The sequence below is a fragment of the Streptomyces sp. NPDC043685 genome (genome assembly GCF_056436585.1).
The window spans coordinates 705082-730449 of sequence record NZ_JBWKCH010000002.1 but is presented as its reverse complement, the minus strand read 5'-3'; the positions used below and the strand labels follow the sequence as shown (position 1 = coordinate 730449).

The following is a 25368-nucleotide window of genomic DNA, read 5'->3' as shown; positions in this document are numbered from 1 at the left end:
CTGGTCGAGTACAACGCCATGCGTCCCGCCACGGGACTTCCTGACGCTGCTCGGCGAGGGCGATGGCTGACCCGTGGTCCGTCACCCGCCCGTCACCCATGGCGTGGACCCCACCCGTCACGCGATACTGCGCCCGTCCGGCACCGACCCCCCACCGCGACGGAAGGCCTGAACACCCTTGAACCGCATACGCGTTCGCCTCGGCGTCCTCGGGCTCGCCCTGCTGACCGGTCTCACCACCCCCCAGGCCGCGAGCGCCTCCCGGGCGGCGCCCGCCCCGACCGTGGAGGAGCAGCGGCTCGACCGGGCCGCCCCGCAGGAGATCCTGCGCCGTTCCGGATTCGACACCGTGGCCCCGCGGTTGGCCCGGGCCCTCGACTCGGCCCGCTCCTACCGGGAGGCCAGCCGGGTGGTGGCCCGCGAGGGTTCGTCGCTGTGGCGGCACGCGGTCGACCGGGCCCAGGGGCGCGGTCCGTCCGGCGGGGACCTGAGCCGGGACGACGACCGGCCGCTGTACTGGGCGCGGCTCGGCATGACGCGTGAAGTGCGCACGTGGGAGCCCGCGTTCGGTCTGACGGACGGGCAGCGGGCCGGGCTGCTGGACGCACTGGAGCGCAGCTCGCGCGGCCAGGACGCCATCCGGTATCCGCACGGCAAGGGCCTGAAGCGGATCCTGCTCACCGGCTTCGACCCGTTCACGCTGGACCGGGACATCCGTATCTCCAACCCGTCCGGCGCCACCGCGCTGGCCCTCGACGGCACGGTGATCGAGACGGCGGACGGACCGGCCCGGATCGAGACGGCCGTGTTCCCGGTGCGCTGGCGGGACTTCACCGACGGGACGGTGGAGCGGACCCTGCGGCCGCACCTGCCGCAGGCCGACCTGTTCACCACGGTGAGCCAGGGCCGGGTCGGGCGGTTCGACATCGAGCGGACCAACGGGGCCTGGCGGGGCGGCTTCGCGGACAACGACACCATCGGCCGCACCGAGACGGTGCCGGTGAGCGACCCGGCCTCACAGCCGCAGTGGACGGCGACCACGCTGCCGTACGCGGCGATCACCGCCGCGCCGACCGGCCGTTTCCCGGTGTACGACAACACGAGTGTCACCGAGATCCCGGCCGGCGGCACCGAGCCCGTCGTACGCCCCGAGGGGCCGACGCCCGGTTCGACCGCCCGTGCGGGCGGGGGCGGCGACTACCTGTCCAACGAGATCGCCTACCGGGCGACGCTGCTGCGGGACCGGCTGGGGCTGCACGGCACGCTGCCGGGCGGGCATGTGCACGCGCCGGTGCTCCAGTTCGGCGCCGGGAACACCACCGAGGTCACCGACCCGGAGTTCGTGCGGAACCGGCTGGACATCATCGCCCAGGTGAGGGCGATCCTGAGGGTGGCCGCGGAAGCGTCGTAGAGGCGCGGTCGCCCTTCTCGCCACCCTCCTGGATGTCCTCGCCGAGCAGATCACGCGCCATGAGGGTGGCGCCCGCGACCGCGCCCGGCATCAGGAACACCGCGACGACCGGCACCAGGAAGGCCACGGCGAGCGGGGTGCCGAAGCCCCAGACGAGGGTCTTGCGGGAGCGCAACAGGGTCAGGCGGGTGCGCAGTGCGACGCCGCGGCGCTGGAGGGCGACGGCGGTCAGTTCCTCCGTGAGGAAGAACCCGGTGACGAAGAACCCGAGCACCGGGACGACCGTCTGCCCGACCACCGGGATGAAGCCGCACCCGAACAGCAGCACACCCCACAGGGCGGCCCGCACCACGATGCGGAGGCTGTCGCGGGCGGAGATCCACAACTCGCGCCAGAGCGGCAGCTCCGACTCGGGGGCGTGCCCGTCCGGGGACACGTCCCGGTCGACCCGTTCGGAGAGGTTCTCGTAGAAGGGCTGCCCGATCAGCAGGGTCACCGCGGTGAACGTCACGACGGCCAGGAGCAGGGCGAGGGCGAACAGCACGACGGTCAGGAAGCCGCGGAAGAGCCCGGGCCACGGGCCGGACCAGTCGTCCGCGAAGGGCGTCGCCCAGCGCACGGCGTCCTCGCCCCACAGGGCCAGCGCGACCAGCACCGCCGCGTACAGCACGAGGGTGATCAGGCCCGGGAGCAGCCCGAAGCCGTAGCTCCTGCCGTGCCGGGCCACCCATCGCTGGCCCTTGAGGAGGTACCGGAAACCCGTCCCTAGATCGCGCATGGGGAAACCCTATCCGGGCCCCTGTCGCGCTCATGACGCGCTCCGGTCACACCGCTGTCACGGGTCCCCCGGGCCCGGCGAGACCCGTCCGTCGGAGCCGTCCGGGTCACCGGTGACACCAACGCACCCTTGTTGCCGTTGAGTCGAACCGGTACACCTCGCCGTACCGATCTCAGCAAGCCCCAGGAGGAGGTACGCGTGCGCACCACGAGAACCGTTCCTGCGAGACCCGCGCTGATCGTCGCCCTCGCCCTCGCCGCGGCGACGGCACCGCTGCTCGCCCCCGGCACCGCCGGCGCGGACCCGAAGCCCGTCACCCGCGAGGGCGGCGGCGCGGAGGACCGGGCGGCACGCGCTCCCGAGAGCGCGGCCCGGCGGGCCCTCGCCGCGCCGCGGGAGACCCCCGGCGCGACGGCCGACCGTGGTTACCCCCGCCGCCGGACCCTCTCCCCCGACCCGGTGAACCCCTCCGACACGTCCCTGAAGCTGGGCCTCACGCCGTACCACGCGATCGCGCCGCGGCTGAACGCCCTCCAGCGCCTCGGCGACCGGGTGAGCGTGGAGGTGACCGGCCGCTCCGCCGGCGGCCACCGCCTCTACCTCGTCACCGTCACCGCCCCGGAGACCACCCGGCAGGCCCGCGCCCAGGAGCGGATGCGCGAGCTGATCGGGAACGCGCCCGCCGCGGCGGCGAAGTCCCCCGGGATCAGGCGCGATTACAAGACTCCCGTCTTCGTCAACAGCAACATCCACGGCAACGAGTGGGAGGGCACGGACGCCTCCCTGAAGGTCATCGAGCAGCTCGCGACGGCCACGGACGCCAAGACCCGGGACCTTCTCGCGCACAGCCGCCTGTACTTCAACATCACGGCCAACCCGGACGGCCGGATCGCCGGAACCCGCGCCAACGCGAACGGCTTCGACCTGAACCGGGACTTCGTCACCGCCTCCCAGCCCGAGACCCGCGCGATGCGGCGGATCCAGCTCGGCAAGCAGCCGGCCGTCCTGCTCGACCTGCACGGCTACGTCAACGGCACCCTGATCGAGCCGACCACTCCCCCGCACGGCGAGAACTACGAGTACGACCTCTTCCTGAAGAACTCCTACGCCAACGCCCTCGGCATGGAGTCCGCGGTGAACGCCCTCGGCTACACGCCCGCCAAGGACGGCGTGGAACCGGCGCAGATCCCCTTCCGCGACCAGCAGGAGGGCTGGGACGACTGGCCGCCGATCTTCACCCCGCAGTACGCGGCCTTCCACGGCACCGTGGCGGCCCACACGGTGGAGATCCCGCTGGCGGTGAACAACAAGGAGTACGACGACCTGCCCGTGCCGGAGCTGCGGCGCCGTTCGGCGGTCAACACGGCCGTGGCGCGCGCGGCGATCCACGCGACCCTGGACCACGTCCGCGCGCACCGCGGCACCCTGATCGCCGACCAGATCGAGGTCTTCCGCCGTGGCGCGGCGGGCGCCCCGCAGGTGCCGGTGTCGCCGAAGACGGTCCCCGGCGTCCCGGGGATCGGTCCCGAGGACGTCTACACGACCACGTTCCCGCGCGCCTACGTCATCCCGCCAGGCGACGCCCGCACCCAGCGCTCGGCTCCGGCCGCCGCGCGCCTGGTCGACCACCTCCTGGCCAACGGCGTGCGGGTCACCCGTGCCACGCGCCCCTTCCGGCTCGCCGGACGGTCCCACCCCGAGGGCTCGTACGTCGTCGACATGCACCAGCCCAGGCGCGGCATGGCCAACGCGCTGCTGGCCGACGGCCGGGACATCAGCGACAAGGTGTCGGTGATGTACGACATCTCCGGCTGGAGCCTGGGCCGTCTGTGGGGCGCCACGGTCGAGCGGGTGCCGTCGGGCAGCCTGCGGGGGGCGCCCCTGCGCGCGATCGGCGAGGCCGCACCCGTCGCCCACGTGCCGGCGCACGGAAACCTCCGGCTGCGGCTGACCGACCCGCGCGAGGTCGCCGCCCTCAACTCCCTGCTCCGGCAGGGAGTTCCGGTCCGGCGGGCGGGGGACGGCAGCGTGATCGTCGCGGCGTCGGCCCGACGCGAGGCGCTCGGCGCCGCCCGCGCCCACGACGTGTCCTTCACGGCGACACGGCACACCGGGACGGCGCCGCTGCACCGCCTGCGTGTCGCCGCGGCCGTCACGCCGGGTGAGCTGTTCGCGCTGCGGGAGATGGGCTTCGAGGTCACTCCGGTCTCGACGGCCGTCCTGAACGCGGGCTTCGACTGGTCGGGCGCGGACGTGCTGTTCGTGTCCGCCGGGCTGGACCGCTCCGCCCTGACGGCCCCCGCCCGCCAGGCCCTGGACGCCTTCCTCGACGGACACGGCCTGGTCGGCCGGGGCGCGGCCGGAGCGGCCCTGAACGCGGCGGTGGGCCGGCTGGACGTCAAGGCGGTGGAGGGCAACGGGGACGCGAACGGCGTGGTGCGGGTGACGAACTCGGGGCCGCTCACGCGCGGTGCGCCCGCGCACGGCTTCGTCTACGCCCCGCTGTGGTTCACCGGTCCCGGCCCCGGCGTCCGCGTCGAGCAGTCGTACGCGACCGGGAATCCCCTGGTCTCCGGGCACTGGCGGCCGCTGCGCGACGGCACCGGCGGTCCGGCCGGAGCGGCCGGGCAGGCTTCGGTCGTCAGCGGAGGTCAGACGGTCCTGTTCGGCACCGAACCACTCTTCCGGGACCACCCCAAGGGAGAATTCCCGCACGTGGCGAGGGCATTGTTCACAGTGGCACACAGCGGTTCAGTTGAGGAGAGCGGATGACGCAGGAGATCCACGGCACCGTGGCGGACGGCTTCGAAGCGGTGCGCGAGGAGTTCGCCGCCTTCGTCGCCGCTGAACGAGCCGATTACGAGGGGCAGCTGTGCGCCTACGTCCACGGCCGGAAGGTCGTCGACCTGTGGGCGGGGACCGGCGCGGACGCCCTGTACGGCGTGTTCTCGTCCACCAAGGGCGCCGCCTATCTGGTCGTGGCCCTGCTCGTCCAGGACGGCACGCTCGAACTGGACCGCAAAGTGACGTACTACTGGCCGGAGTTCGCGGCCGAGGGCAAGGGAGCCCTGACGCTGCGGGACCTGCTGGCGCACCGGGCGGGCGTGATCGGCACGGACAGCGGCTTCACCCTCGCGGAGCTGGCCGACGACCGCCAGCTCGCCGAACGCCTGGCCGACCAGCGGCCGTTCTGGCGTCCGGGCACCGCCTTCGGCTATCACGCGCTGGTCGCCGGGGCCCTGGCCGGTGAGGTCGTCCGCCGCGCGACCGGGCGCACGCTCCAGGAGGTCTACCAGGAGCGGATCAGGAGCCCGTACGGACTGGACTTCCACCTGGGCCTGCCCGCTCCCGAGGAACCGCGCTTCCGCGGCACCCAGCCGATGGCCCCGACCCCGAAGCAGCAGGCCCTCCTCGACGCCGCGTCCTCGGGCCCCCACTCGCTCGCCTCGATCGCGTTCAACGGCAACGCGGCGGAGCCGACGGACCTCGTCGAGCTGCCGAACATGCCGCTGATCCGGGCGAAGGGCCCGGCGTCGGTGGGCGGGGTGGCGTCCGCGCGCGGGCTGGCGGGGATGTACGCGGCGGCGATCAGCGGGGTGGGCGAGCAGGCGCCGCTGCTGAAGCCGGACACGGTGGCGGAGTTCGGCCAGTTCCACTCCGCCGGGTACGACCTGGTGGCCCGGACCCACAAGTCGTTCGGGCTGGGCTTCCAGATGACGGCTGACACGTGGCACCCGTTCCTCGGGGCCGGGACGATCGGGCACAGCGGCGCGGGCGGCTCGCAGGCCTTCGCGGATCCGTGGAGCGGCCTCGCCTACGGCTACACGCGCCGCCGGTTCGCCTTCCCCGGCGGGGCGGCGCCGGAGAACGACCGTCTGGCGCGGGCGGTCCACACGGCGGCGCTGGCGCGCTGAGCCCGGGCACGGACGGAGGCCGCACCCCACGTCCAAGGGTGCGGCCTCCGTGTGTGCAACGACGGTCCTCAGACCAGCGTCACGGTGATGTCGCCGCGGGTCGCCTTCGAGTACGGGCACACCTCGTGCGCCTTCTCGATCAGCGAGCGGGCGGTGCCCCGGTCCACCTTCGGGATGTCGGCCGCTATCTCGACGATGATCCCGAAGCCGTCCCCGTTCTTGCCGAGACCGACCTTCGCGGTCACGGTCGAACCGGTGAGGTCGGCCCCCTCCTGGCGGGCGACGACACCGAGCGCCCCCTGGAAGCAGGCGCTGTAACCGGCGGCGAACAACTGCTCCGGGTTGGTGCCGGCGCCGCTCCCGCCCAGTTCCTTCGGCGGGTTGACGACGACGTCGAGTGTGCCGTCGTCGGTGGCGACCCGGCCGTCGCGCCCGTTCTCGGCGGTGGCGACGGCGGTGTACAGGACGTCGGACTGCTGGATCGGCATGCGGTTGTGTTCCTCAGGTCGTCCGCCGCGGCTCGCGCCCGGGCCGGGACGGATTCGGAAACAAGTTACCGCATGCCGGAATCCTGGGGGAAGGCGTCAGAGCTTGACGATCATCTTCCCGGTGTTGTCGCCGCGCAGCACGCCCAGGAACGCCTCGAGGTTGTTCTCGATGCCCTCGACGACGGTCTCGCGGTACTTCAGCTCGCCGGAGGCGACCCAGGGGGCGACCTCCTTCACGAACTGCGGCTGAAGGTCGTAGTGGTCCCCGACCAGGAAGCCCTGGATGCGGCCGCGGGTCTGGATGAGCCGGGCGAGGTTCTTCGGACCCGGGGCGGGCTCGGTGTTGTTGTAGACGGAGATCATGCCGCAGACGGCGATCCGGCCGCCCTCGTTGAGGGAGCCGATGGCCGCCTCCAGGTGGTCACCGCCGACGTTGTCGAAGTAGACGTCGATCCCGTCCGGGGCGGCGTCGCGCAGCTGCCGGGCGACGGGCCCGTCCTTGTAGTTGAAGGCGGCGTCGAAGCCGTACTCCTCCACGAGGAGCTTCACCTTCTCGTCCGAACCGGCGGAGCCGATGACCCGCGAGGCGCCCTTCAGCTTGGCGATCTGGCCGACCTGGCCGCCCACGGCGCCGGCGGCACCGGAGACGAAGACGGTGTCGCCCTCCTTGAAGGCGGCGGTCCGCAGCAGGCCCGCGTAGGCGGTGAGGCCGGTCATGCCCAGCACACCGAGGTACGCCGACAGCGGCGCGGCCTGCGCGTCCACCTTCACGGCGTTCTTCGCGTCGACGACCGCGTACTCGCGCCACCCGAAGAAGTGCAGCACGTGGTCCCCGACGGACAGGCCCTCGGCGTTCGAGGCCACGACCTCGCCGACGGCGCCGCCCTGCATGACCTTGCCGATCTCGAACGGGGCGACGTAGGACTTCGCGTCGCTCATCCGGCCGCGCATGTAGGGGTCCACGGAGAGGTACTTGTTCCGGACGAGGACCTGGCCCTCACCCGGCTGCGGGACCTCCACCTCGACGAAGGCGAAGTCCTCCGGCTTCGGCCATCCGACGGGACGGCTCGCCAGGTGCCACTCGCGGCTGACGGCGGGAAGGGTGGGGGTGTCGGTCATGATGCGCCTTACCTCACTGACTCGATGCGAATGTTTCAGTACCTGAAACAACCATGCTCCTGAAACTTTCAGGTTGTCAAATAACCGAGTACCCTGGAGGGCATGGCCTCCACCGTTCCGACGCCCCAAGACGTGACAAAGCGCCCTGATCCGCTGACCCTCGAGGTGGTCGAGCTGATCGGGGAGGTGGTGGCGCGGTTCCACGAGGACTACGAGTCGGCGGCCGCGGAACACGCCCTGACCGGCGCACAGGCACGGCTGCTCAGCCTGCTGTGCCTGGAACCGCTGCCCATGCGCAGGCTGGCCCAGCAGCTGAAATGCGAGCCGTCCAATGTGACGGGCATCGTGGACCGGCTGGAGGCGCGGGGACTGGTCGAGCGGCGGCCGGCTCCCGCGGACCGCAGGGTGAAGGTGGCGGCGGCCACGGAGGAGGGCCGGCGGGTGGCCCGCAGCCTGCGGGAGTCTTTGCGGTTCGCCCGGGAGCCCCTGGCCGGGCTCTCCGAGGGGGAACGGGTGGCACTGCGCGATGCGCTGCGACGAATGCTGGGCTGAGCCCCGCCCCGGCCGTTGACGGCCTCGCCCCCGGTCCGGGTGGAGGCCGACGGTCGCCGGGGGGCCGGGTCCGGCTCAGGTCTGCCACGGTCAGCGCGACGCGGACGGATTCGAGCCGCCCGTCGCCCCTTCGGTGAGGCACGGCCCGGGACCGGAGGCCGGGCCGGCCGGGACGTGCTCAGGCCTGCGGTGGTCAGCCCGTCGCGTACGGGGTTTCGGGCCGACCCATCGGCCCCTTCGGCGAAGCACGGCCCGGAGCGGACGCCGGGCCCGGCCCGGACCGTCCAGACCTGCGGTTGCCAGCCCCACGCGGACGGGCGGTCGAGCCGCGTGAGGATGTCAGTGCTCCACGGCGGGAGAGCCTACGTGCACCACCACAGGAACCGGTCGCACGTCTGGGACGGGGTCGGTTCCGGGTCGGGTGCGGGGGTCGTCGGGTCCGAGGTCGGTGTCGGGTCCGGGGCCGGTGGGGCTGCGGTGGGGGCGGCGGTCGGGCGGCCGGTGGGATCGCCCGCCGCGGCCGACCGGGGGTCCTCGCTCGGGCCGTCGGCCTTCGGGGACTCCGAGGCCCCGTCCTTGGGGGACGCCGAGGTCGAGGGCGAGTCGGAAGCCTCCGGGGAGGGAGAGTCCGACGCCCTGTCAGTTCCCGTCCCGCCACCCGGAGATCGGCCCGGCTCCCCCGCTTCGGCCGACGCCTCCCCGTCCGCGGACTCGCCTCCGGCCGCGGCCGGCCTGGGCGTCGACCGGGGGGCGTCCATTCCGAGTTCCGCGAGGCTCAGACCGCCCGCGGCCAGCACGAACCCGGCCGCCACGAACAGGGTCCTGCGGCGCCGGCGGCGGTGCGCCGCGGCCTTGCGGTCCCGTCGGCTCGATCCGCCCGGGCCGTCGGCGGCCGGGCCCGGCCCGCGTCCACGCCGCCGGACGGCGCGCCCCGTGGGCTCGCCGTCGTCGCCGCGCGGGTGGTCGTCGTCATCGCCGCGCGGGTGGTCGTCGTCATCGCCGCGCGGTTCGTGGTCTCCGTCGCCGTGGACGTCGTCGTACGCGTCGCCGTGAGCGTCGCCGTATCCGTCATGGTCGTCGCCGTAGCCGCCGTCGTATCCGTCGCCGGAGGCGTTCGGTGCGTCCGGGGCTTTCGGCCCGTCCGAAGCCGAGGTCCGCTCCGGCGCGATGCTCGCGTACCCGGACGCCGGGGCGCCGTAGTCGCCGTATCCCGGCTCGTGCCGGCGCAGTTCTTCGGCCGATGTGCCGCACCCCGGGCAGGCGAGGGCGCCGTTGAGGTGCCGTCGGCACGGGTCGCAGTAGTCCATGACGCGGGAAGATTAAGTTCCGCGCGGGTCCCGTTCCTAGATCCACCTGTGAAGGTTCTGTAGGGACACGACTCCTCCGCGGTTTCGAGACTGTCGAAACCGTTATGCGCGCGACCCATTGACACCCCTGCCGCCCGATCCTTACTGTCACGCCAGCATTTCGAACGCGTGCCGAAATCTCGAACAGACCGAGGCGCCGGAACGCGAGCGGGATGCTGACGCAAGACACTGACGCAAAAGAGCCGACGAAGCTGCGAGGGACAACCGCCGTGCGCATCACCGGAATCAGCACACACGTGGTCGGGACGCCGTGGCGCAACCTGACGTACGTCCAGGTGCACACCGACGAAGGCATCACCGGAGTCGGCGAGACCCGGATGCTGGGACACACCGACGCCCTTCTCGGTTACCTGAAGGAGGCCCAGGCCAACCACATCCTCGGCTCCGACCCCTTCGCCGTCGAGGACCTCGTCAAGCGCATGAAGTACGGCGACTACGGCCGTGCGGGCGAGATCGTGATGTCCGGCATCGCCGTGATCGAGATGGCGTGCTGGGACATCAAGGGCAAGGCCCTGGGCGTCCCCGTCTGGCAGCTGCTGGGCGGCAAGGTCACCGACAAGGTCAAGGCATACGCCAACGGCTGGTACACCACCGAGCGGACCCCGGAGGCGTACCACAAGGCCGCCCAGGGGGTCATGGAGCGCGGCTACCGGGCGCTGAAGATCGACCCCTTCGGCACCGGCCACTTCGAGCTGGACCACAAGGAGACGCTGTACGCCGTCTCCCTGATCGAGGCCGTCCGCGACGCCATCGGCCCCGAGGCCGAGCTGATGCTGGAGATGCACGGCCGCTTCTCCCCCGCCACGGCCGTGCGCCTGGCCAAGGAGCTGGCGCCGTTCAAGCCGGCGTGGCTGGAGGAGCCGGTCCCGCCGGAGAACCTCAAGGCGCTGGAGAAGGTCGCCGCCAAGGTCGACATGCCGGTCGCCACCGGTGAGCGCATCCACGACCGGATCGAGTTCCGCGAGCTGTTCGACAGCCAGGCCGTCGACATCATTCAGCCGGACGTCGGCCACATCGGCGGCATCTGGGAGACCCGCAAGCTCGCGGCGACCGCCGAGACGCACTACATGCTGGTGGCTCCGCACAACGTGGGCGGCTCGGTCCTGACCGCCGCGTCCCTCCAGGTGGGCTTCACCTCCCCGAACTTCAAGATCCTGGAGCACTTCAACGACTTCGCCGACGCGGAGATCAAGAAGGTCGTCAAGGGCGCCCCGCAGGTCAACCCGGAGGACGGCTGCTTCCACCTCTCCGACGCCCCGGGCCTCGGAGTGGAGCTGGACGTCGACGCCGCTGCCGAGTTCCCGCAGCAGCAGGCCCGGTTCGACCTCTGGGCGGAGGGCTGGGAACAGCGCAAGCCGAAGGGCTCGCAGTGAGCACCGCGGTCGTCGTCGACGCCCCGGGCGAGCACCGGCTCGTCCCGCACGAGCCCCGGCCGCCCGAGCCGGGCGAGGCCCTCGTGCGGGTCCACGCCTCGGGCATCTGCGGCAGCGACCGCGAGGTCTACCAGGGCAATCGCCCCGAGGGCTATGTGCGCTATCCGCTGACCCCGGGCCACGAGTGGTCCGGGACCGTGGAGGCCGTGGGTGCCGGTGTCCCGGCCTCGCTCGTGGGCCGCAAGGTCGTCGGTGAGGGCTTTCGAAACTGTCAGGTCTGCGACCGCTGCCACGCGGGCGAGACGACCCTGTGCACGGCCGGGTACGAGGAGACCGGGTTCACCCAGCCGGGCGCGATGGCGGCCACGCTGACCCTCCCGGCCCGGCTCCTGCACGTCCTGCCGGACGACTGCGACCTCACGGCCGCGGCCCTGCTGGAGCCGGCCGCGTGCATCGCGGCCGCCGCGCTGAAGGGCAACGCACAGCCCGGCGAGCGCGTCGCCGTGGTCGGCACCGGAACCCTCGGCATGTTCGCCGTGCAGTTCCTGAAGGCGAACTCGCCGGCCGAGCTGCTGGTCGTCGGCACCCGCCGGGACCGGGAGGCGCTGTCGCGCCAGTACGGGGCGACGGACTTCCGGACCAAGGACGAGGAACTGCCGGACGACATCGACGTGGTGATCGAGACGGCGGGTTCGGCGGACGCCGCCCGGATCTCCGCCGGTCTGCTCAGGCGCGGCGGGCGGCTGGTCCTGACCGGCATCCCCGCGCCGGGCGCCGAGGGCCTCGACCCGACCGACCTCGTCGTGAAGCAACTGGAGGTGCACACCGTCTTCGGTGCGCCGCCGGACGCCTGGGCGCACACGGTGCGGGTGTTCGCCGCCGGTCTGCTCGACCCGTTGCCGCTGGTGACGCACGAGCTGCCGCTCACCGAGTTCTCGCAGGCCATCGAGCTGGTCGGGGCCGGCGACCCGAAGGTGGGCAAGGTCCTGCTCCGCCCCTAGACGTACGCCGGTACGGGGGCAACCTGACGGCTCCCGTACCGGCGTACACCCAGCTTTGCCGTACCCCTTGCCCTGGCGCCCCAGAGCCGCGAACATCGTCCGACATATCGAACCGAAGGACATTCCTGTGACCGACGCTTCCGCCCCGGCAGCCCGCAGGCCCGGTGAGCAGGCGCTCACCGCCCTGGGCCTGAGCGCGCCCGCCCCCGACCCCGCCGACGCCTCCCCGCACTCCTTCCCCGGCGGCGGCCGCTGGCGCACCGAGATCCCCTCCTGCGAGGGTCCCGAGGCGCTCGCGGTGGTGCTGAAGGAGGCCTCGCGGCTGGACGTGCCGATCCACCGGATCAGCCAGGGCAGCGGCGTGTGGATGCTGACCGACGCCGAGATCACCGAGATGGTCGAGTCCACCGGTGAGCGCGACATCGAGCTCTGCCTGTTCACCGGCCCGCGCGGCACCTGGGACATCGGCGGGTCCACGCGCACCGACTCGCGGGGGGCCGGACTGCGCGCCCGCGGCCACGACGCCGTCGCCGGCTGTGTGGAAGACGCCGTCCGGGCAACGGAGTTGGGCGTCAAGTGCCTGCTCGTCGCCGACGAGGGCGTGCTGTGGACGCTGCACCGGGCCCGGGCCGCCGGGATCATCCCGGCCGACACGACGCTGAAGGTCTCCGCGCTCATCGGCCCCGTCAACCCGGCCGCGTACGCGGTGTACGAGCGCCTCGGCGCCGACTCGGTCAACGTGCCCAGCGACCTGACGCTGGATCACCTCACCGAGATACGGCGGGCGTCGGCCGCTCCGATGGACATGTACATCGAGGCGCCCGACGACCTCGGCGGCTACGTCCGCATGTACGAGGTGGCCGAACTCATCAGACGCGGGGCCCCGTTGTACCTGAAGTTCGGCCTGTCCAAGGCCCCCGGGATCTACCCGTACGGGCACCACATGCGGGAGTTGACGCTGGCCACCGCCAAGGAGCGGGTGCGCCGCGGCCGGCTCGCCCTGGACCTGCTGGCCCGCCACGGCGCGGACGGCGACATGGCACCGCTCGGGTCCCGGATGCCCGGCGATCTGCAACGGTTCGAAATCTCGGCATAACGTTCCGGAAACTCGGCTTCACAAAAGAAGACACAGCCGACCACAATCCGACACATCTCTTCTCGGTCTTTCCGGCACGACCACCCGGAGCGACTTCGCGCCTCCCAGACCGAGCCCTGCCACAGATCAAGGATGACGATCATGCGTAACCGCAGAGCCGCCCTCACCGCCATAGCCGGAGCCGCGTCCCTCGCCCTCACCCTGACCGCCTGCGGTCAGAGCAGCGAGGGTGGCGGCAAGGAGGCCGAAGGGGACACCAAGGGCGCCACCATCGGCATCGCGATGCCGACCAAGTCCTCCGAGCGCTGGATCGCCGACGGCAAGAACGTCGTCGCGGACCTGGAGTCCAAGGGCTACAAGACCAAGCTGGTCTACGGCGAGGACGACCCGGACCAGCAGGTCTCGCAGGTCGAGAACCTGATCACGCAGGGCGTCAAGGCGCTGATCATCGCCGCGATCGACAACAAGTCGATGAACAACGTGCTCCAGCAGGCCAAGGACGCGAACATCCCGGTCATCTCCTACGACCGCCTGATCCTCGGCACGCAGAACGTCGACTACTACGCCTCGTTCGACAACGAGAAGGTCGGCGAGCTCCAGGGCAACTACATCGTCGAGAAGCTCGGCCTGAAGGACGGCTCCAAGAAGGGCCCGTTCAACATCGAGCTCTTCGCCGGCTCGAACGACGACAACAACACGCGCTACTTCTTCGGCGGCGCGATGAAGGTCCTGCAGCCGTACATCGACAAGAAGCAGCTCGTCGTCCGCTCCGGCCAGACCAAGCTCAACCAGGTCACCACCCTGCGCTGGGACGGCGGCACCGCCCAGAAGCGCATGGACGACATCCTGACCTCGGCCTACAAGAGCGAGCGGGTCGACGCGGTCCTGTCGCCCTACGACGGCATCTCCATCGGCATCCTCTCGGCGCTGAAGTCCGACGACTACGGCTCCAAGAGCAAGCCGCTGCCGGTCGTCACGGGCCAGGACGCCGAGGTCGCCTCGGTGAAGTCGATCATCGCCGGCCAGCAGTCGATGACCGTCTACAAGGACACCCGCCAGCTCGCCAAGGTGTCCTCGAACATGGTCGACGCGCTGCTGAACAAGAAGAAGCCCGAGGTCAACGACACCAAGACCTACGACAACGGCGCGAAGGTCGTCCCGGCCTACCTGCTGGAGCCGGTCGCGGTGGACAAGTCGAACTACCAGAAGGAGGTCGTCGACTCCGGCTACATCAAGGAGAGCGACCTCAAGTAGTCCCCCGCCACCGACCGACGACCACTGATTGGAAGGCACGACCATGGCGGGACCCGTCCTGGAAATGCGCTCGATCGTCAAGACCTTTCCCGGCGTCAAGGCGCTGTCGAACGTCACGCTGACCGTTCGTCAGGGCGAGGTCCATGCCATCTGCGGGGAGAACGGCGCCGGCAAGTCGACCTTGATGAAGGTCCTCTCCGGCGTCCACCCGCACGGCACGTACGAGGGCGACATCCTCTTCGAGGGAGAGGTCTGCCAGTTCAAGGACATCCGGGCCAGCGAAGAGCGCGGCATCGTGATCATCCACCAGGAACTGGCCCTGGTGCCCTACCTCTCCCTCGCGGAGAACATCTTCCTCGGCAACGAGCACGCCACCCGGGGGATCATCAGCTGGACCGAGACGCTGCGGCACGCCACCGAACTGCTGCGCCGGGTCGGTCTGGCCGATCACCCCGACACCCGCGTCGCCGACATCGGCGTGGGCAAGCAGCAGCTCGTGGAGATCGCCAAGGCCCTGTCGAAGAAGGTGAAGCTGCTCATCCTGGATGAGCCGACCGCCGCGCTGAACGACGAGGACAGCGGCAAACTCCTGGACCTGATCCTGGAGCTGAAGAAGCAGGGCATCACCTCGATCATCATCTCCCACAAGCTCAACGAGATCCGCAAGGTCGCCGACTCGGTGACGATCCTGCGCGACGGCCAGACCATCGAGACCCTCGATGTGAAGGCCCCGGAGACGACCGAGGACCGGATCATCAGCGGCATGGTGGGCCGCGACCTGGAGAACCGCTTCCCGGAGCGGTCGCCGCACGAGCCCGAGGAGGGCGCGGCGCCGGCCCTGGAGATCCGGGGCTGGACCGTGCACCACCCGATCGACCAGCAGCGCAAGGTGTGCGACGACGTGTCGCTGCACGTCCGGCGCGGGGAGATCGTCGGGATCGCCGGTCTGATGGGCGCCGGGCGCACCGAGCTCGCGATGAGTGTGTTCGGCCGCACCTACGGCCGGTACGCGGGCGGCACCGTCCTCAAGGACGGCAAGGAGATCCGTACGAAGTCCGTCCCCGAGGCGGTCAAGCACGGCATCGCCTACGTCACCGAGGACCGCAAGCACTACGGCCTCAACCTCATCGACACCATCAACCGGAACATCTCGCTGAGCGCCCTGGGCAAGGTCTCCAAGCGCGGTGTGGTCGACGAGCACGAGGAGCGGCAGGTCGCCGAGGGCTTCCGCAAGTCCATGAACATCAAGGCGCCGACGGTGTTCGAGCCGGTGGGCAAGCTGTCCGGCGGCAACCAGCAGAAGGTCGTCCTCAGCAAGTGGATCTTCTCGGGTCCGGACGTGCTGATCCTGGACGAGCCGACGCGCGGCATCGACGTCGGTGCCAAGTACGAGATCTACACGGTCATCGACCAGTTGGCGGCCCAGGGCAAGGCGGTCGTCTTCATCTCCTCCGAGCTGCCCGAGCTGCTCGGCATGTGCGACCGCATCTACACGATGGCCGCGGGGCGGCTGACGGGTGAGTTCTCGCGGGCCGAGGCCTCCCAGGAATCGCTGATGCGTCAGATGACGAAGGACAAAGAGGTAACCCGATGAGCACGGACGTGACCGCCAAGAGCCCGGCCCCCGCGCCGCCGGGCAAGAGCGGAGGGGCCGCGGCCGACGGCCTGTTGCAGCTGGTGATGGACGGCATGCGCCGCAACATGCGGCAGTACGGCATGCTGATCGCGCTGGGCCTGATCGTGGTCCTGTTCGCCGTCTGGACCGACGGCGACCTGCTGCTGCCGCGCAACGTCTCCAACCTGGTGCTGCAGAACAGCTACATCCTGATCCTCGCGATCGGCATGATGCTGGTCATCATCGCCGGTCACATCGACCTGTCGGTCGGCTCGCTGACGGCCTTCGTCGGCTCGATGGCCGCCGTGTTCATGGTCAAACAGGACCTGCCGTGGCCGCTCGCGGTGGTGCTGTGCCTGGCCGTGGGCGCGGTCGCGGGTGCCGTCCAAGGATTCTTCATCGCGTACGGCGGCATACCGTCGTTCATCGTGACCCTGGCGGGCATGCTGATCTTCCGCGGTCTGACGGAGATCTTCCTGGAGGGCCAGACCCTCGGCCCGTTCCCGGACGGACTGCAGAAGGTCGCCAACGGCTTCCTGCCCGAGGTCGGGCCCAACACGAACTACCACAACCTCACCCTGCTGCTGGGCTTCGCGATGATCGCCTTCGTGATCTTCCAGGAGGTCCGTGACCGCAAGCGGCAGCAGGAGTTCAACCTGGAGGTCCCGCCCACCAAGCTGTTCCTGCTGAAGCTGGTCGCGATCGGCGCCGCGGTGCTGACCCTGACCATGCTGCTGGCCAGCTACAAGGGCGCCCCGATCGTCCTGCTGATCCTCGGTGTGCTGCTCGTCGGCTTCGGCTACGTCATGCGCAACGCGATCATCGGCCGTCACATCTACGCCATCGGCGGCAACCTCCCGGCGGCCAAGCTGTCGGGTGTGAAGGACAAGAAGGTCACCTTCCTTGTCTTCCTGAACATGGGCATGCTCGCGGCCCTGGCGGGTCTGGTCTTCGCCGCCCGCTTCAACGCGGCCTCTCCCAAGGCCGGCCTCAACTTCGAGCTGGAGGCGATCGCGGCCTCGTTCATCGGCGGTGCGTCGATGAGCGGCGGTGTCGGCACCGTCCTCGGCGCGATCATCGGTGGCCTGGTCCTGGGCGTGCTGAACAACGGTATGAACCTCGTCGGCATCGGCACCGACTGGCAGCAGGTCATCAAGGGCCTGGTGCTGCTGGCGGCGGTCGGGTTCGACGTGTGGAACAAGCGCAAGGTCGGTTCGTAAGTCAGATCGGGGCCCCGCCGGCAGGCGGGGCCCTCTCCTTATCGGGAGCCGCACACATGGAACTGAACAGACGCACGGTCATCGCGGGAGCAGCGGCGGCGGGCATAGCCGCCACCACGCTCGGCGGCACGGCGCACGCCACGGGAGGCAGGAAGCCGGTGAAGACGCTCTTCGGCAAACTGGCCGACGGCACCAAGGTCTACAGCTGGTCGCTGGAGAACGGCGGCACCCGCCTGAAGGTCCTGTCCTGGGGCGGTGTCGTCCAGTCCCTGGAGATCCCCGACCGTCGCGGCCGGTACGCCAACGTCTCCGCGGGCTTCGACAACCTCGAGGACTACGTCGCCAAGACCCCGTACTTCGGCGCCCTGATCGGCCGGTACGGCAACCGCATCGGCAAGGGCAAGTTCACCCTCGACGGCAAGAACTACCAGCTGTCCGTGAACGACGGCGAGCAGAGCCTGCACGGCGGCACGCAGGGCTTCGACAAGCGCGTGTGGGACGTCGAGCCGTTCGTGAAGGGCTCCGACGTCGGCCTGCACCTGTACTACACGAGCGTCGACGGCGAGATGGGCTACCCGGGCACGCTCAAGACGAAGGTGACGTACACGCTCACCCGGCACGGCGACTGGCGCATCGACTACGAGGCCACCACGGACAAGGCCACCGTCGTCAACCTCACCAGCCACGTCTACTGGAACCTGGCCGGCGAGGGCAGCGGCACGATCGAGGACCACGAGCTGCACATCGCGGCCTCCCGCTACACGCCCACCGACGCGGGCCTGATCCCCACCGGCGAGCTGGCCAAGGTCGCGGGCACGCCCTTCGACTTCCGCAAGGCCAAGCCGATCGGCCGGGACATCCGCACCTCGCACCCGCAGCTGGTGACCGCCAAGGGCTTCGACCACAACTGGGTCCTCGACAAGGGCATCACCGCCCGGCCCGAGCACGTGGCGACCCTGCGCGACCCGGCCTCCGGCCGCAGCATGAAGATCGCCACGAACGAGCCGGGTCTGCAGTTCTACTCCGGCAACTTCCTCGACGGCACGCTGACCGGCCCGTCCGGCCGCACCTACCGGCAGGGCGACGCGCTGTGCCTGGAGACGCAGCACTTCCCGGACTCGCCGAACAAGCCGAAGTTCCCGTCGACGGTGCTGCGGCCCGGGCAGACGTACCGGACGACGACGATCCACACGTTCGGCTGCTGAGGCCACTGACAGGTCTTCACAGAACGGGCACGAGATCCGACCGTTTTCCCGACGGTTGAACAGTGCCCGTGTGGCCTCCGTATGAAAGGGCGGCCCGCGCTCCCCCGCGCGGGCCGCCCTTGAACGTCGGGTCCGGCCGTCCCCAACGGGCCCGCCTCACACGGAGGTTCCATGGCCGACAACGTCACGTCGCTGTTCCGCAGTACCGCGGCACACAGCCCGTCGATGGCGGCCCTGACACGTGAGGGCGGCGAGGGCGCCGGCCCCGTGGACTTCTGCATCCCCTGCAACCCGTACTTCCCGACCCCGGCCATGTTCGAGGACATGGCGGGCCGGCTGCGCGACATCATCACCTACTACCCGAGCAGCGCCGACACGATCACGGCCGAGCTGTGCAGCCTGCTCCAGCTGCCGCCGCAGTGCGTGGCCATGGGCAACGGTTCGACCGAGCTCATCACCTGGATCGACCACCTGCTGGTGCGCGAGTCCCTCGCCGTCCCCGTCCCCACCTTCGGCCGCTGGACCGACCAGCCCATGGAGACCGGCAAGCGGGTCGACATGTTCCCGCTCCAGGAGTCCAGCGGCTTCGCCCTCGACCTCGCGCAGTACGCCGAGTTCATCCGGGCCCGCGGCACCCGCGTCGCGGTGATCTGCAACCCGAACAACCCCGACGGCGGCTTCCTGCACAAGCACTCCGTCGTGCAGTTCATGGACGCCATGGCCGACCTCGACCTCATCGTCATCGACGAGTCGTTCCTGGAATTCGCCGACGCCGAGGCCGAGCCGTCCGTCGTCCAGGAGGCGATGCTGCGGCCCAACGTCGTCGTGCTGCGCAGCCTCGGCAAGAACTTCGGCCTGCACGGGATCCGCTTCGGCTACCTCGTGGCCAACCCGGCGCTCGCGGGCCGGGTCCGCTCGATGCTCCCCAAGTGGAACCTCAACTCCTTCGCCGAACACGTGGTGTTCATGCTCAAGGAGCACGGCGCCGAGTACGCGCAGAGCCTTCAGCAGGTGCGCCGCGACCGCCTCGACATGGCCGGCCAGCTCTCGGCCCTGCCCGGGCTGACGGTCTACCCGTCGCAGGGCAACTTCCTCTTCGTGCGCCTCCCCGTGGGCGCCGAGGGCACGGTGGTCCGGGACCGGATGCTCACCGAGCACCGGATCCTGGTCCGCGAGTGCGGCAACAAGATCGGTTCGTCCAGCCGCTTCCTGCGTCTCGTGGTGCGCCCCCAGGTGGACGTGCGTCGCCTGGTGTCCGGCCTGGAACAGGTGCTCTACGGGACGTCCAGGAGGGGAGCCGCCGTACCCGAGCTGGGCAACGGGACCAGCTACAGCTCGGGTACGGCGGCCGTGGACCGTCTGGTGAGCGAGACCAACGGGGCGGGCGTGCGGGGGCTCGCGGCGCAGGCCGTGGGGATGGCCGCGGTGCCGGCCGCCGCCGGGGGGCAGGGGCTCGCCGCGGCTCCGGCTGCCGCGAGCACCGGGGCGGGCGGGCCGGGGCTCGCCCCCGCCCCGAGCACCGGCATCGGCATGCCGCTCCCCGCCGCCGCGTCCGCCGTGCCGGCGGGTGCGGTCGGCGGGATGCCGATGCCGGCTGCGGCGCGGATGCCCCAGCCGCAGATGCCTCAGCCCCAAATGCCCCAGCCCCAGATGCCGCAGCCCCAGCCTCAGCCGCAGATGCCTCAGCCCGTCCCGCAGCCGATGGCCGCCCCGGCACCGCCCCTGGCGCCCGCCGCCCAAGCCCCGGCGCCGGTCCCTGCTCCGGCGCCGGTCCCCACCCCGGCGCCGGTCCCGGCCGCCGTGCCCGCGCCGGCACCGATGGCCGCCCCGTTCACCGGGCCCACGCCACCCGGTGTCCCGGCCCGCGGTGGCCTGACGGCCGCGCAGGTGCGGGGGACGAACGGGCTGACGCCGGCGCCGGCCACGGGGTGGCCCGCCGCGCAGAACTGGCCCAACGCGGCGGGGATGGGGCAGGCCGGATAGCGCCTTCTCGCCGTAGGCGGTCTCGACCGGGCGGGCGCGGGGTGTGCTGCGGCTCGTCACGCGGTTCCCCGCGTCCCCGAGTCGGCACCGTCGGCCGTCGAGCAGTCGGCGGTGTCAAGGACCTTGCCGGTGGCGACGTTCTGAAGGTGTACGGCCCCATGGGGCCGGACTCGGCGCGAGCAGCAGGGCCGCCGGCAGGGTCAGTAGGCGACGGGCCATCCGCTGCTCCAGTTCAGGAGGTTGAGGCCGAGCTTGGGTGTGCCGTTCGCGGCGCCGTCGTAGTAGTGGTAGACGATCAGATCGCCGTCGCCGTCCTTCAGGATCGACTGCCCGCCCGGGCCGATGACGCTGCCGTGCGACTCCAGGACGGGGGTGCCGCCGTTCTTCATGAGGTCGACGCCGTTCTTGTCGCGGTAGGGCCCGGTGACGCTGGAGGCGCGGCCGACCTTGACCTTGTACGTGGAGCCGGTGCCGTTGCAGCAGGTGTCGTACGAGGCGAAGAGGTAGTAGTAGGTGCCCCGCTTGACGATGAAGGGCGCCTCGACGGCCTTGGTCCCGGTGGGGCGGGAGGCGAGCGAGTACCGCGTGCTGTTTCCGGACAGCTGCTTCCCGGTGGAGGGGTTGAGCTGGATCATCTTGATGCCGGTCCACCAACTGCCGAAGGACAGCCACCTTGTGCCGTCGTCGTCCACGAAGAGGTTCGGGTCGATGGCGTTGAAGTCGCTGGCGGAGTTCGAGGTGTAGACCGTGCCCTGGTCGGTCCAGCTGCCCGGCTGGCCGGTGCTGGAGGTGGCCAGGCCGATGGCGGACGTGTTCGAGCCGAACTTCGAGACGGAGTAGTACATCAGGTACTTGCCGCCGTGGTACGAGATGTCCGGCGCCCAGGCCTCCGGGACGGAGGAGTAGTTCCGCCACCAGCTCGGCCTGCCGCCGAAGGCGTCGCCGCCGTTGCGGAAGGCGGTGCGGTCGCCGGAGGTCTTGCTCGCGATGCCGCCGCCGGTGGCGTACAGCAGGTACTGCCCGGACGAGGTGCGGATCATCGACGGGTCGTGGGTGACGACGTCACCGGTGACGCGGCCAGGGTTGGGGTACGCCGACGCCGTGCTCGGGATCAGGGCGAGCAGCGCTGCGGCGGGGAGGGCGAGCAGGGCGGTGCGCCTGCGGAGGGTACGGGGACTGCGGCTCATGCGGGTCCTCTCCTTGCGGTGGGGGGAGCAGCTCGATATATCGAACAGCGATCGCAAGTTCGGACGGACCGTAGAATCGAACCCTTTGCGCGTCAATGGTCCGCGCAGCAACAACTACGCGGACCATGTCGTGCCGCAGCCCTAACCCTCGATGTCGAGCGCGGTCCCGTAGAGCCGGTCCACCTTCAGCCGGATGACGACGCGCCGCTCGTCGACCAGTTGCCGCAGGAAGGCGTCCTCGTCCTCCGGTGCGGCACCCGCGGGGATCATCGCGAGCAGCTCCCGGCCGACCGCGTCCCCGGGAACCGTCGTGACCTCGGAGATCTCGGCCTCGCCCTCGGCGACGGCGAACGACCAGACGCTGCCGCCCTGCACGTGCAGCGCGGCACGCGGATCGCGTCGCAGGTGCTTGAGCTTGACGCGGTCGGCCGTCGTCGAGAACCGCACCGTGCGGGACGCGGCGTCCCAGCTGTACACCATGGTGGTCAGGTGGGGGTGGCCACTGCGCTTGACGGTGGCGAGCGTGCCGAACCGCTGGGCGGCGAGCAGGTCGGAGAGGGCCGCGTCGGACAGGAGGCGGGGCGTCGGTCTGTCAGTCATGCCATCGCCAACACCCTTGAGTTGCCGGGCATTTCAAGAACCGGCTCCGAGATCCACTCCGGCGGCCGGATTTCTCCGGCTCCTCGGCGCACTCCTCACCGCCGCCCGCCGAACTCCCAGTCGTGCACCTCGACCGCCGCGTACCGCCCCGAGGTGAGCACCGCCCGTGCCGCCTCCGCGTCCGCGGCCCGCACCAGCGCCGCCGTACCCACCCACACGGCACCGTCGTCCGACAGCAGCGGCCCGTACGCGATCAGTTCGTCCCGCCAAGCACCCGGCGGGTCGAGGTCCACACCGTCCCCCGAGCCGAACCCGAGCACGAGGTACCGCCTCCCGTCCGTCCGCCCGCCGGGAAACTCCCACATGGTCCGCCCCAGCAGATTCCGCCACCGCCGCAGCAGCACGTCCCGGTACACCCCGGCCTGATAGTTGGGCTCGTCGAAGGCGAACGCGCGGGCGGCGGCCGGGTCCGGCAGGTCGACGATGTGAACGCTGCCGGACGGCGTCTCCCCGTCCGCGGCGAAGGTCGGGCCGCGGGCGATCAGCTCCGTCTCGTAGCGGTCCATATAGCGCCAGTGCGCTTCGCCCAGCTCCTCACGCAGCGGCAGGGAGCCGGGCCGGTCGCGGTGATAGCAGAAAAACTCCACGGCTCATCCAACACCGGTGGTTACTCTCGTGTCTCCCATCGCCGTGACCGCAGGAGAGCAGACCGTGCGCAGCGCCGCCGTAACACCCGAGGGCGATCGAATCCGCTGGGTCGAACTGCCGGGGCAGGAGCCGCCACGCGTGTACGTGCACGGCCTCGGCGCCACCTCCCCCGCCTACTTCACGGAAGTCGCCGTCGATCCGCGCCTGGCCGGACGCCGTTCCCTGCTGATCGACCTGCTGGGCCACGGACTCAGCGACCGCCCGGCGCACTTCGACTACACACTGGAATCGCACGCCGACGCACTCGCCGACGCCCTGACGGCGGCGGGCGTCTCGGCCGCCGAAGTGATCGCCCACAGCATGGGCGGCTCGGTGGCCGTCGTCCTGGCGTCCCGCCACCCCCACCTGGTCGCCGGACTGGTCCTGATCGACGCCAACCTCGACCCGGTCCCGCGTACGCCCGGCTCCTCGGGCAGCGGCGGCATCGCCGCCTACTCCGAACCGGAGTTCGTGACGGGCGGCGGCTGGGAGGAGGTCCGCGACCGGGTCGGCCCGCACTGGTGGTCCACGATGCGCCTGGCCGGCCGGGAGGCCCTGTACCGCAGCGCGTTCCACCTCACCAGCGGCACGACCCCCTCCCTACGCGAACTGCTGCTGGACCTGAAGATCCCCCGCACCTTCCTGCTCCCCGAGTCCGACGGCCCGCTCCCGGGCGCCGCCGCCCTCACCGAGGCAGGGGTGTCCGTCGTCGCGCTCCCCGACTGCGGCCACAACATCATGCTGGACAACCCGCAGGCCTTCGTGGCGGCCACGGCCGCGGCCCTCGCGCCCCAGGACTGACCGGCCCTCGCCGAGGAACGAGGACGCCCCCGCCATGCGGTACACACGCTTCGCCAAAGGCGCCGTCACACCTGGGCCGCCACCGACGACATCGACCGCGCCGGCGGGCACATGCCGCTCCCGGCCCTCGCCGCGTACGTCCTTCTCGGTACGGCGGTGGCCGGCGTCGGCCACCGGCCGGACGGTGCACAGGATCCCGAAGGGCGGCCCACCGGACCACAAGCCCGGGTGAGGCCGCCCCCCGTTCACACCGTCACGCCTTCTTCGGGCACTCCTTCCACGCCAGGTGGTACACCGTGCTGATGTCCCCGTCCGTGGAGTCCATCGTCATGAAGCTGACCTTGTCGGCCGACTGGGTGCCGGCGTTGACGCGGATCTCGGTGTTGATGTTGAAGTTGCGCTGCACTCCGCAGGGCGCGTAGACCAGCTGGGCCCAGTCCGTCTCGTCGGTGGCCTGCCAGTTGTCGTTGAGGGGGCCGCTGAAGGGGTGGTTCTTGTACACCGTGCTGGGCGAGCCCTGGAAGTAGTACGAGGCCCGCTGCGAGGCGCTCGCGCCGCGCTGGAGGGAGGCGAAGCCGCGGTAGTCCGCGCTCGCGATGGCGTAGGTGAAGCCGCCGGGGACGTGGACGACGAGGCTGAGCTGGCAGTTCCGGCGGAACGCGGTCGGGTCGGAATTCCCGCCGGCCTGGGCGAGGTAGTCGCTGTAGGTCACCGTGAACGCCGTGTTGTCCTCGGAGACGGCGACCGCCGCCGTGCCCTGCGGGCAGCCGGAGCCGTTCACCGTGGCGACCTTGATGACGATCTTGTCCGGGGGCGGGTCGTCGAACCCGGAGGACGGGGATGTTGCGGGAAGTGCGCTGGTGAGCAGCGCGGCGATCGCGCCGCTCAGGAGCAGGCCACCGGCCATGGTTCTCCCATCCGTTCGTGGGGGGTGGATCGATGCGTGATGTGCGGACATGGACATGTCAAAGCGACAGCCCCTGTGCGCCCGGCCTGTGACCATTCCATGAAGGAGATGTGAAGGGCGGGAGCGGTCGCATCGTACGCAGGGCGGCGAGGGTCGGCCAGGTCGCTCTCCGGCCATTCACACTGGCGGGAATTCACTGGGGCACCGGCAGGCACATAAGGTGCGTTGCACCAGCGCGTCGGACCGAGAACACCCCGGGGACGGAATGAGGATCACGCACAGCGCGGCGCACGGCCGCCGCCCCTCAGGGGTTCTCCCAGGCCGCCGGTTCCGCCGCCAGCCGCTCCACCGGCTCCGGCAGCGCCCCGGCCGCGAGGTCGGCGACCGTCACGCCCTCCAGGATCCTGCGCACATTGGCCCGCAGGGCGATCCACAGCGGCAGCAGCGGCTCGGCCGTGCCGGTGTAGGCGAGGCCGGTGGGCCGCTCGCCGCGCACCGAGACGATCGGTCCGTCCACGGCCCGGATCACGTCCGCGACCGTGATCTCGGTGGCCTCGCGGGCCAGCCGGTAGCCGCCGCCCCCGCCGCGCCGGCTGTCCACCACACCGCCGCGCCGCAGATCGCCGAGGATCCCCTCCAGGAACTTGTGGGGGATGTCCTGCGCGAGGGCGACGGCCTCCGCCTTGACCGGTCCCTCCCCCTGCCGGACGGCCAGCTCCACGACCGCTCGTACCGCGTAGTCCGCACGTGCCGAGATCCTCATAGGACCATTGTCGCCGTGACCCTGTAGACATTGAGCACACGCACCAC

22 protein-coding genes are annotated in these 25368 nt (G+C 70.9%); 13 read left to right on the top strand and 9 right to left on the bottom strand.

All coding sequences use genetic code 11. From position 1 onward, the window contains the following. Nucleotides 1-178 precede the first annotated feature (178 nt). Nucleotides 179-1411: a pyroglutamyl-peptidase I gene (locus AC0665_RS08000; protein ID WP_478602498.1), complete on the top strand. Its 1233-nt coding sequence runs from the start codon at nt 179-181 to the stop codon at nt 1409-1411. Here AC0665_RS08000 and AC0665_RS07995 read toward each other — a convergent pair. Beyond that, entirely contained in the window at nt 1362-2189 is an 828-nt protein-coding gene (locus tag AC0665_RS07995) for an EI24 domain-containing protein (RefSeq protein WP_468413317.1), read from the bottom strand. The genes AC0665_RS08000 and AC0665_RS07995 overlap by 50 nt on opposite strands. Before the next feature lie 198 nt (nt 2190-2387). On the opposite strand from AC0665_RS07995, the gene AC0665_RS07990 reads away from it, so the two are divergent. Further along, nucleotides 2388-4961 (top strand): M14 family zinc carboxypeptidase, encoded by a 2574-nt coding sequence (locus AC0665_RS07990; protein ID WP_478704624.1) that lies wholly within the window; start codon nt 2388-2390, stop codon nt 4959-4961. Further along, nucleotides 4958-6103, top strand: a complete 1146-nt coding sequence (locus AC0665_RS07985; RefSeq protein WP_478704623.1) for a serine hydrolase domain-containing protein — start codon at nt 4958-4960, stop codon at nt 6101-6103. Before AC0665_RS07990 ends, AC0665_RS07985 begins: the two co-directional genes overlap by 4 nt. A gap of 68 nt (nt 6104-6171) precedes the next feature. Here the strand turns inward: AC0665_RS07985 and AC0665_RS07980 are convergent, their stop codons facing one another. Together AC0665_RS07980 and AC0665_RS07975 are read right to left on the bottom strand one after the other, a co-directional pair. Continuing rightward, entirely contained in the window at nt 6172-6591 is a 420-nt protein-coding gene (locus AC0665_RS07980) for an organic hydroperoxide resistance protein (RefSeq protein ID WP_363122283.1), read from the bottom strand. A 96-nt stretch (nt 6592-6687) separates the two neighbouring features. Further along, complete coding sequence (locus AC0665_RS07975) at nt 6688-7710, bottom strand: NADP-dependent oxidoreductase (protein ID WP_478602492.1); 1023 nt, start codon at nt 7708-7710, stop codon at nt 6688-6690. 102 nt (nt 7711-7812) lie between these two features. On the opposite strand from AC0665_RS07975, the gene AC0665_RS07970 reads away from it, so the two are divergent. Continuing rightward, nucleotides 7813-8262 (top strand): MarR family winged helix-turn-helix transcriptional regulator, encoded by a 450-nt coding sequence (locus tag AC0665_RS07970; protein ID WP_363122281.1) that lies wholly within the window; start codon nt 7813-7815, stop codon nt 8260-8262. Nucleotides 8263-8624: 362 nt separating this feature from the next. Here the strand turns inward: AC0665_RS07970 and AC0665_RS07965 are convergent, their stop codons facing one another. Continuing rightward, nucleotides 8625-9569 (bottom strand): SCO2400 family protein, encoded by a 945-nt coding sequence (locus AC0665_RS07965; RefSeq protein WP_478602490.1) that lies wholly within the window; start codon nt 9567-9569, stop codon nt 8625-8627. Between the two features lie 269 nt (nt 9570-9838). On the opposite strand from AC0665_RS07965, the gene AC0665_RS07960 reads away from it, so the two are divergent. The 8 genes from AC0665_RS07960 to AC0665_RS07925 all read left to right on the top strand — a co-directional run bounded on the left by AC0665_RS07960 (nt 9839) and on the right by AC0665_RS07925 (nt 20376). Next, a complete protein-coding gene (locus AC0665_RS07960) occupies nt 9839-11002 on the top strand; it encodes a mandelate racemase/muconate lactonizing enzyme family protein (protein ID WP_190049340.1) in 1164 nt (387 codons plus the stop codon). Then, nucleotides 10999-12003, top strand: a complete 1005-nt coding sequence (locus AC0665_RS07955; RefSeq protein ID WP_478602488.1) for a zinc-dependent alcohol dehydrogenase — start codon at nt 10999-11001, stop codon at nt 12001-12003. The genes AC0665_RS07960 and AC0665_RS07955 overlap by 4 nt, the downstream gene beginning before the upstream one ends. Before the next feature lie 127 nt (nt 12004-12130). Next, nucleotides 12131-13099, top strand: coding sequence for a hypothetical protein (locus AC0665_RS07950; protein WP_478602486.1), 969 nt, complete (start codon nt 12131-12133; stop codon nt 13097-13099). A gap of 141 nt (nt 13100-13240) precedes the next feature. Continuing rightward, nucleotides 13241-14353 (top strand): multiple monosaccharide ABC transporter substrate-binding protein, encoded by a 1113-nt coding sequence (chvE, locus tag AC0665_RS07945; protein WP_468413303.1) that lies wholly within the window; start codon nt 13241-13243, stop codon nt 14351-14353. A gap of 43 nt (nt 14354-14396) precedes the next feature. After that, complete coding sequence (gene mmsA, locus AC0665_RS07940; RefSeq protein WP_468413301.1) at nt 14397-15947, top strand: multiple monosaccharide ABC transporter ATP-binding protein; 1551 nt, start codon at nt 14397-14399, stop codon at nt 15945-15947. Beyond that, a complete protein-coding gene (gene mmsB, locus AC0665_RS07935) occupies nt 15944-17188 on the top strand; it encodes a multiple monosaccharide ABC transporter permease (RefSeq protein ID WP_468413299.1) in 1245 nt (414 codons plus the stop codon). The genes mmsA and mmsB overlap by 4 nt, the downstream gene beginning before the upstream one ends. 56 nt (nt 17189-17244) lie before the next feature. Continuing rightward, nucleotides 17245-18393: an aldose epimerase family protein gene (locus tag AC0665_RS07930; RefSeq protein ID WP_478704622.1), complete on the top strand. Its 1149-nt coding sequence runs from the start codon at nt 17245-17247 to the stop codon at nt 18391-18393. Nucleotides 18394-18564: 171 nt separating this feature from the next. Continuing rightward, entirely contained in the window at nt 18565-20376 is a 1812-nt protein-coding gene (locus tag AC0665_RS07925; RefSeq protein ID WP_478704621.1) for a pyridoxal phosphate-dependent aminotransferase, read from the top strand. 200 nt (nt 20377-20576) lie between these two features. Here AC0665_RS07925 and AC0665_RS07920 read toward each other — a convergent pair whose 3' ends face one another. From AC0665_RS07920 to AC0665_RS07910, 3 genes are all read right to left on the bottom strand, one after another. Then, nucleotides 20577-21563, bottom strand: a complete 987-nt coding sequence (locus tag AC0665_RS07920) for an arabinan endo-1,5-alpha-L-arabinosidase (RefSeq protein WP_478704620.1) — start codon at nt 21561-21563, stop codon at nt 20577-20579. A 141-nt stretch (nt 21564-21704) separates the two neighbouring features. Beyond that, nucleotides 21705-22163, bottom strand: coding sequence for a PPOX class F420-dependent oxidoreductase (locus AC0665_RS07915; RefSeq protein ID WP_468413292.1), 459 nt, complete (start codon nt 22161-22163; stop codon nt 21705-21707). A gap of 95 nt (nt 22164-22258) precedes the next feature. Further along, nucleotides 22259-22810 (bottom strand): YciI family protein, encoded by a 552-nt coding sequence (locus tag AC0665_RS07910; RefSeq protein WP_468413290.1) that lies wholly within the window; start codon nt 22808-22810, stop codon nt 22259-22261. Between the two features lie 64 nt (nt 22811-22874). Here AC0665_RS07910 and AC0665_RS07905 point away from each other — a divergent pair, with 64 nt between their 5' ends. Continuing rightward, on the top strand, nt 22875-23651 hold the full coding sequence (locus AC0665_RS07905) for an alpha/beta fold hydrolase (RefSeq protein ID WP_478704716.1): 777 nt from the start codon (nt 22875-22877) through the stop codon (nt 23649-23651). A gap of 253 nt (nt 23652-23904) precedes the next feature. On the opposite strand, the gene AC0665_RS07900 is transcribed toward AC0665_RS07905, so the two are convergent. Next, on the bottom strand, nt 23905-24558 hold the full coding sequence (locus tag AC0665_RS07900) for a DUF4360 domain-containing protein (protein ID WP_468413286.1): 654 nt from the start codon (nt 24556-24558) through the stop codon (nt 23905-23907). 304 nt (nt 24559-24862) lie between these two features. Continuing rightward, nucleotides 24863-25321 carry an RrF2 family transcriptional regulator gene (locus AC0665_RS07895; protein WP_363122269.1) on the bottom strand — a complete coding sequence of 153 codons (459 nt, stop codon included), beginning with the start codon at nt 25319-25321 and terminating at the stop codon, nt 24863-24865. Between the last annotated feature and the right edge of the window lie 47 nt (nt 25322-25368).

Bases quoted from the DNA above. Each gene is read 5' to 3' on its own strand.
- AC0665_RS07920 (WP_478704620.1), bottom strand. From the start codon at position 21,563: ATGAGCCGCAGTCCCCGTACCCTCCGCAGGCGCACCGCCCTGCTCGCC.
- AC0665_RS07930 (WP_478704622.1), top strand. From the start codon at position 17,245: ATGGAACTGAACAGACGCACGGTCATCGCGGGAGCAGCGGCGGCGGGC.
- AC0665_RS07925 (WP_478704621.1), top strand. From the start codon at position 18,565: ATGGCCGACAACGTCACGTCGCTGTTCCGCAGTACCGCGGCACACAGC.
- mmsB (WP_468413299.1), top strand. From the start codon at position 15,944: ATGAGCACGGACGTGACCGCCAAGAGCCCGGCCCCCGCGCCGCCGGGC.
- AC0665_RS07895 (WP_363122269.1), bottom strand. From the start codon at position 25,321: ATGAGGATCTCGGCACGTGCGGACTACGCGGTACGAGCGGTCGTGGAG.
- chvE (WP_468413303.1), top strand. From the start codon at position 13,241: ATGCGTAACCGCAGAGCCGCCCTCACCGCCATAGCCGGAGCCGCGTCC.
- AC0665_RS07985 (WP_478704623.1), top strand. From the start codon at position 4,958: ATGACGCAGGAGATCCACGGCACCGTGGCGGACGGCTTCGAAGCGGTG.
- AC0665_RS07980 (WP_363122283.1), bottom strand. From the start codon at position 6,591: ATGCCGATCCAGCAGTCCGACGTCCTGTACACCGCCGTCGCCACCGCC.
- AC0665_RS07965 (WP_478602490.1), bottom strand. From the start codon at position 9,569: ATGGACTACTGCGACCCGTGCCGACGGCACCTCAACGGCGCCCTCGCC.
- AC0665_RS07975 (WP_478602492.1), bottom strand. From the start codon at position 7,710: ATGACCGACACCCCCACCCTTCCCGCCGTCAGCCGCGAGTGGCACCTG.
- AC0665_RS07900 (WP_468413286.1), bottom strand. From the start codon at position 24,558: ATGGCCGGTGGCCTGCTCCTGAGCGGCGCGATCGCCGCGCTGCTCACC.
- AC0665_RS07915 (WP_468413292.1), bottom strand. From the start codon at position 22,163: ATGACTGACAGACCGACGCCCCGCCTCCTGTCCGACGCGGCCCTCTCC.
- mmsA (WP_468413301.1), top strand. From the start codon at position 14,397: ATGGCGGGACCCGTCCTGGAAATGCGCTCGATCGTCAAGACCTTTCCC.
- AC0665_RS07995 (WP_468413317.1), bottom strand. From the start codon at position 2,189: ATGCGCGATCTAGGGACGGGTTTCCGGTACCTCCTCAAGGGCCAGCGA.
- AC0665_RS07970 (WP_363122281.1), top strand. From the start codon at position 7,813: ATGGCCTCCACCGTTCCGACGCCCCAAGACGTGACAAAGCGCCCTGAT.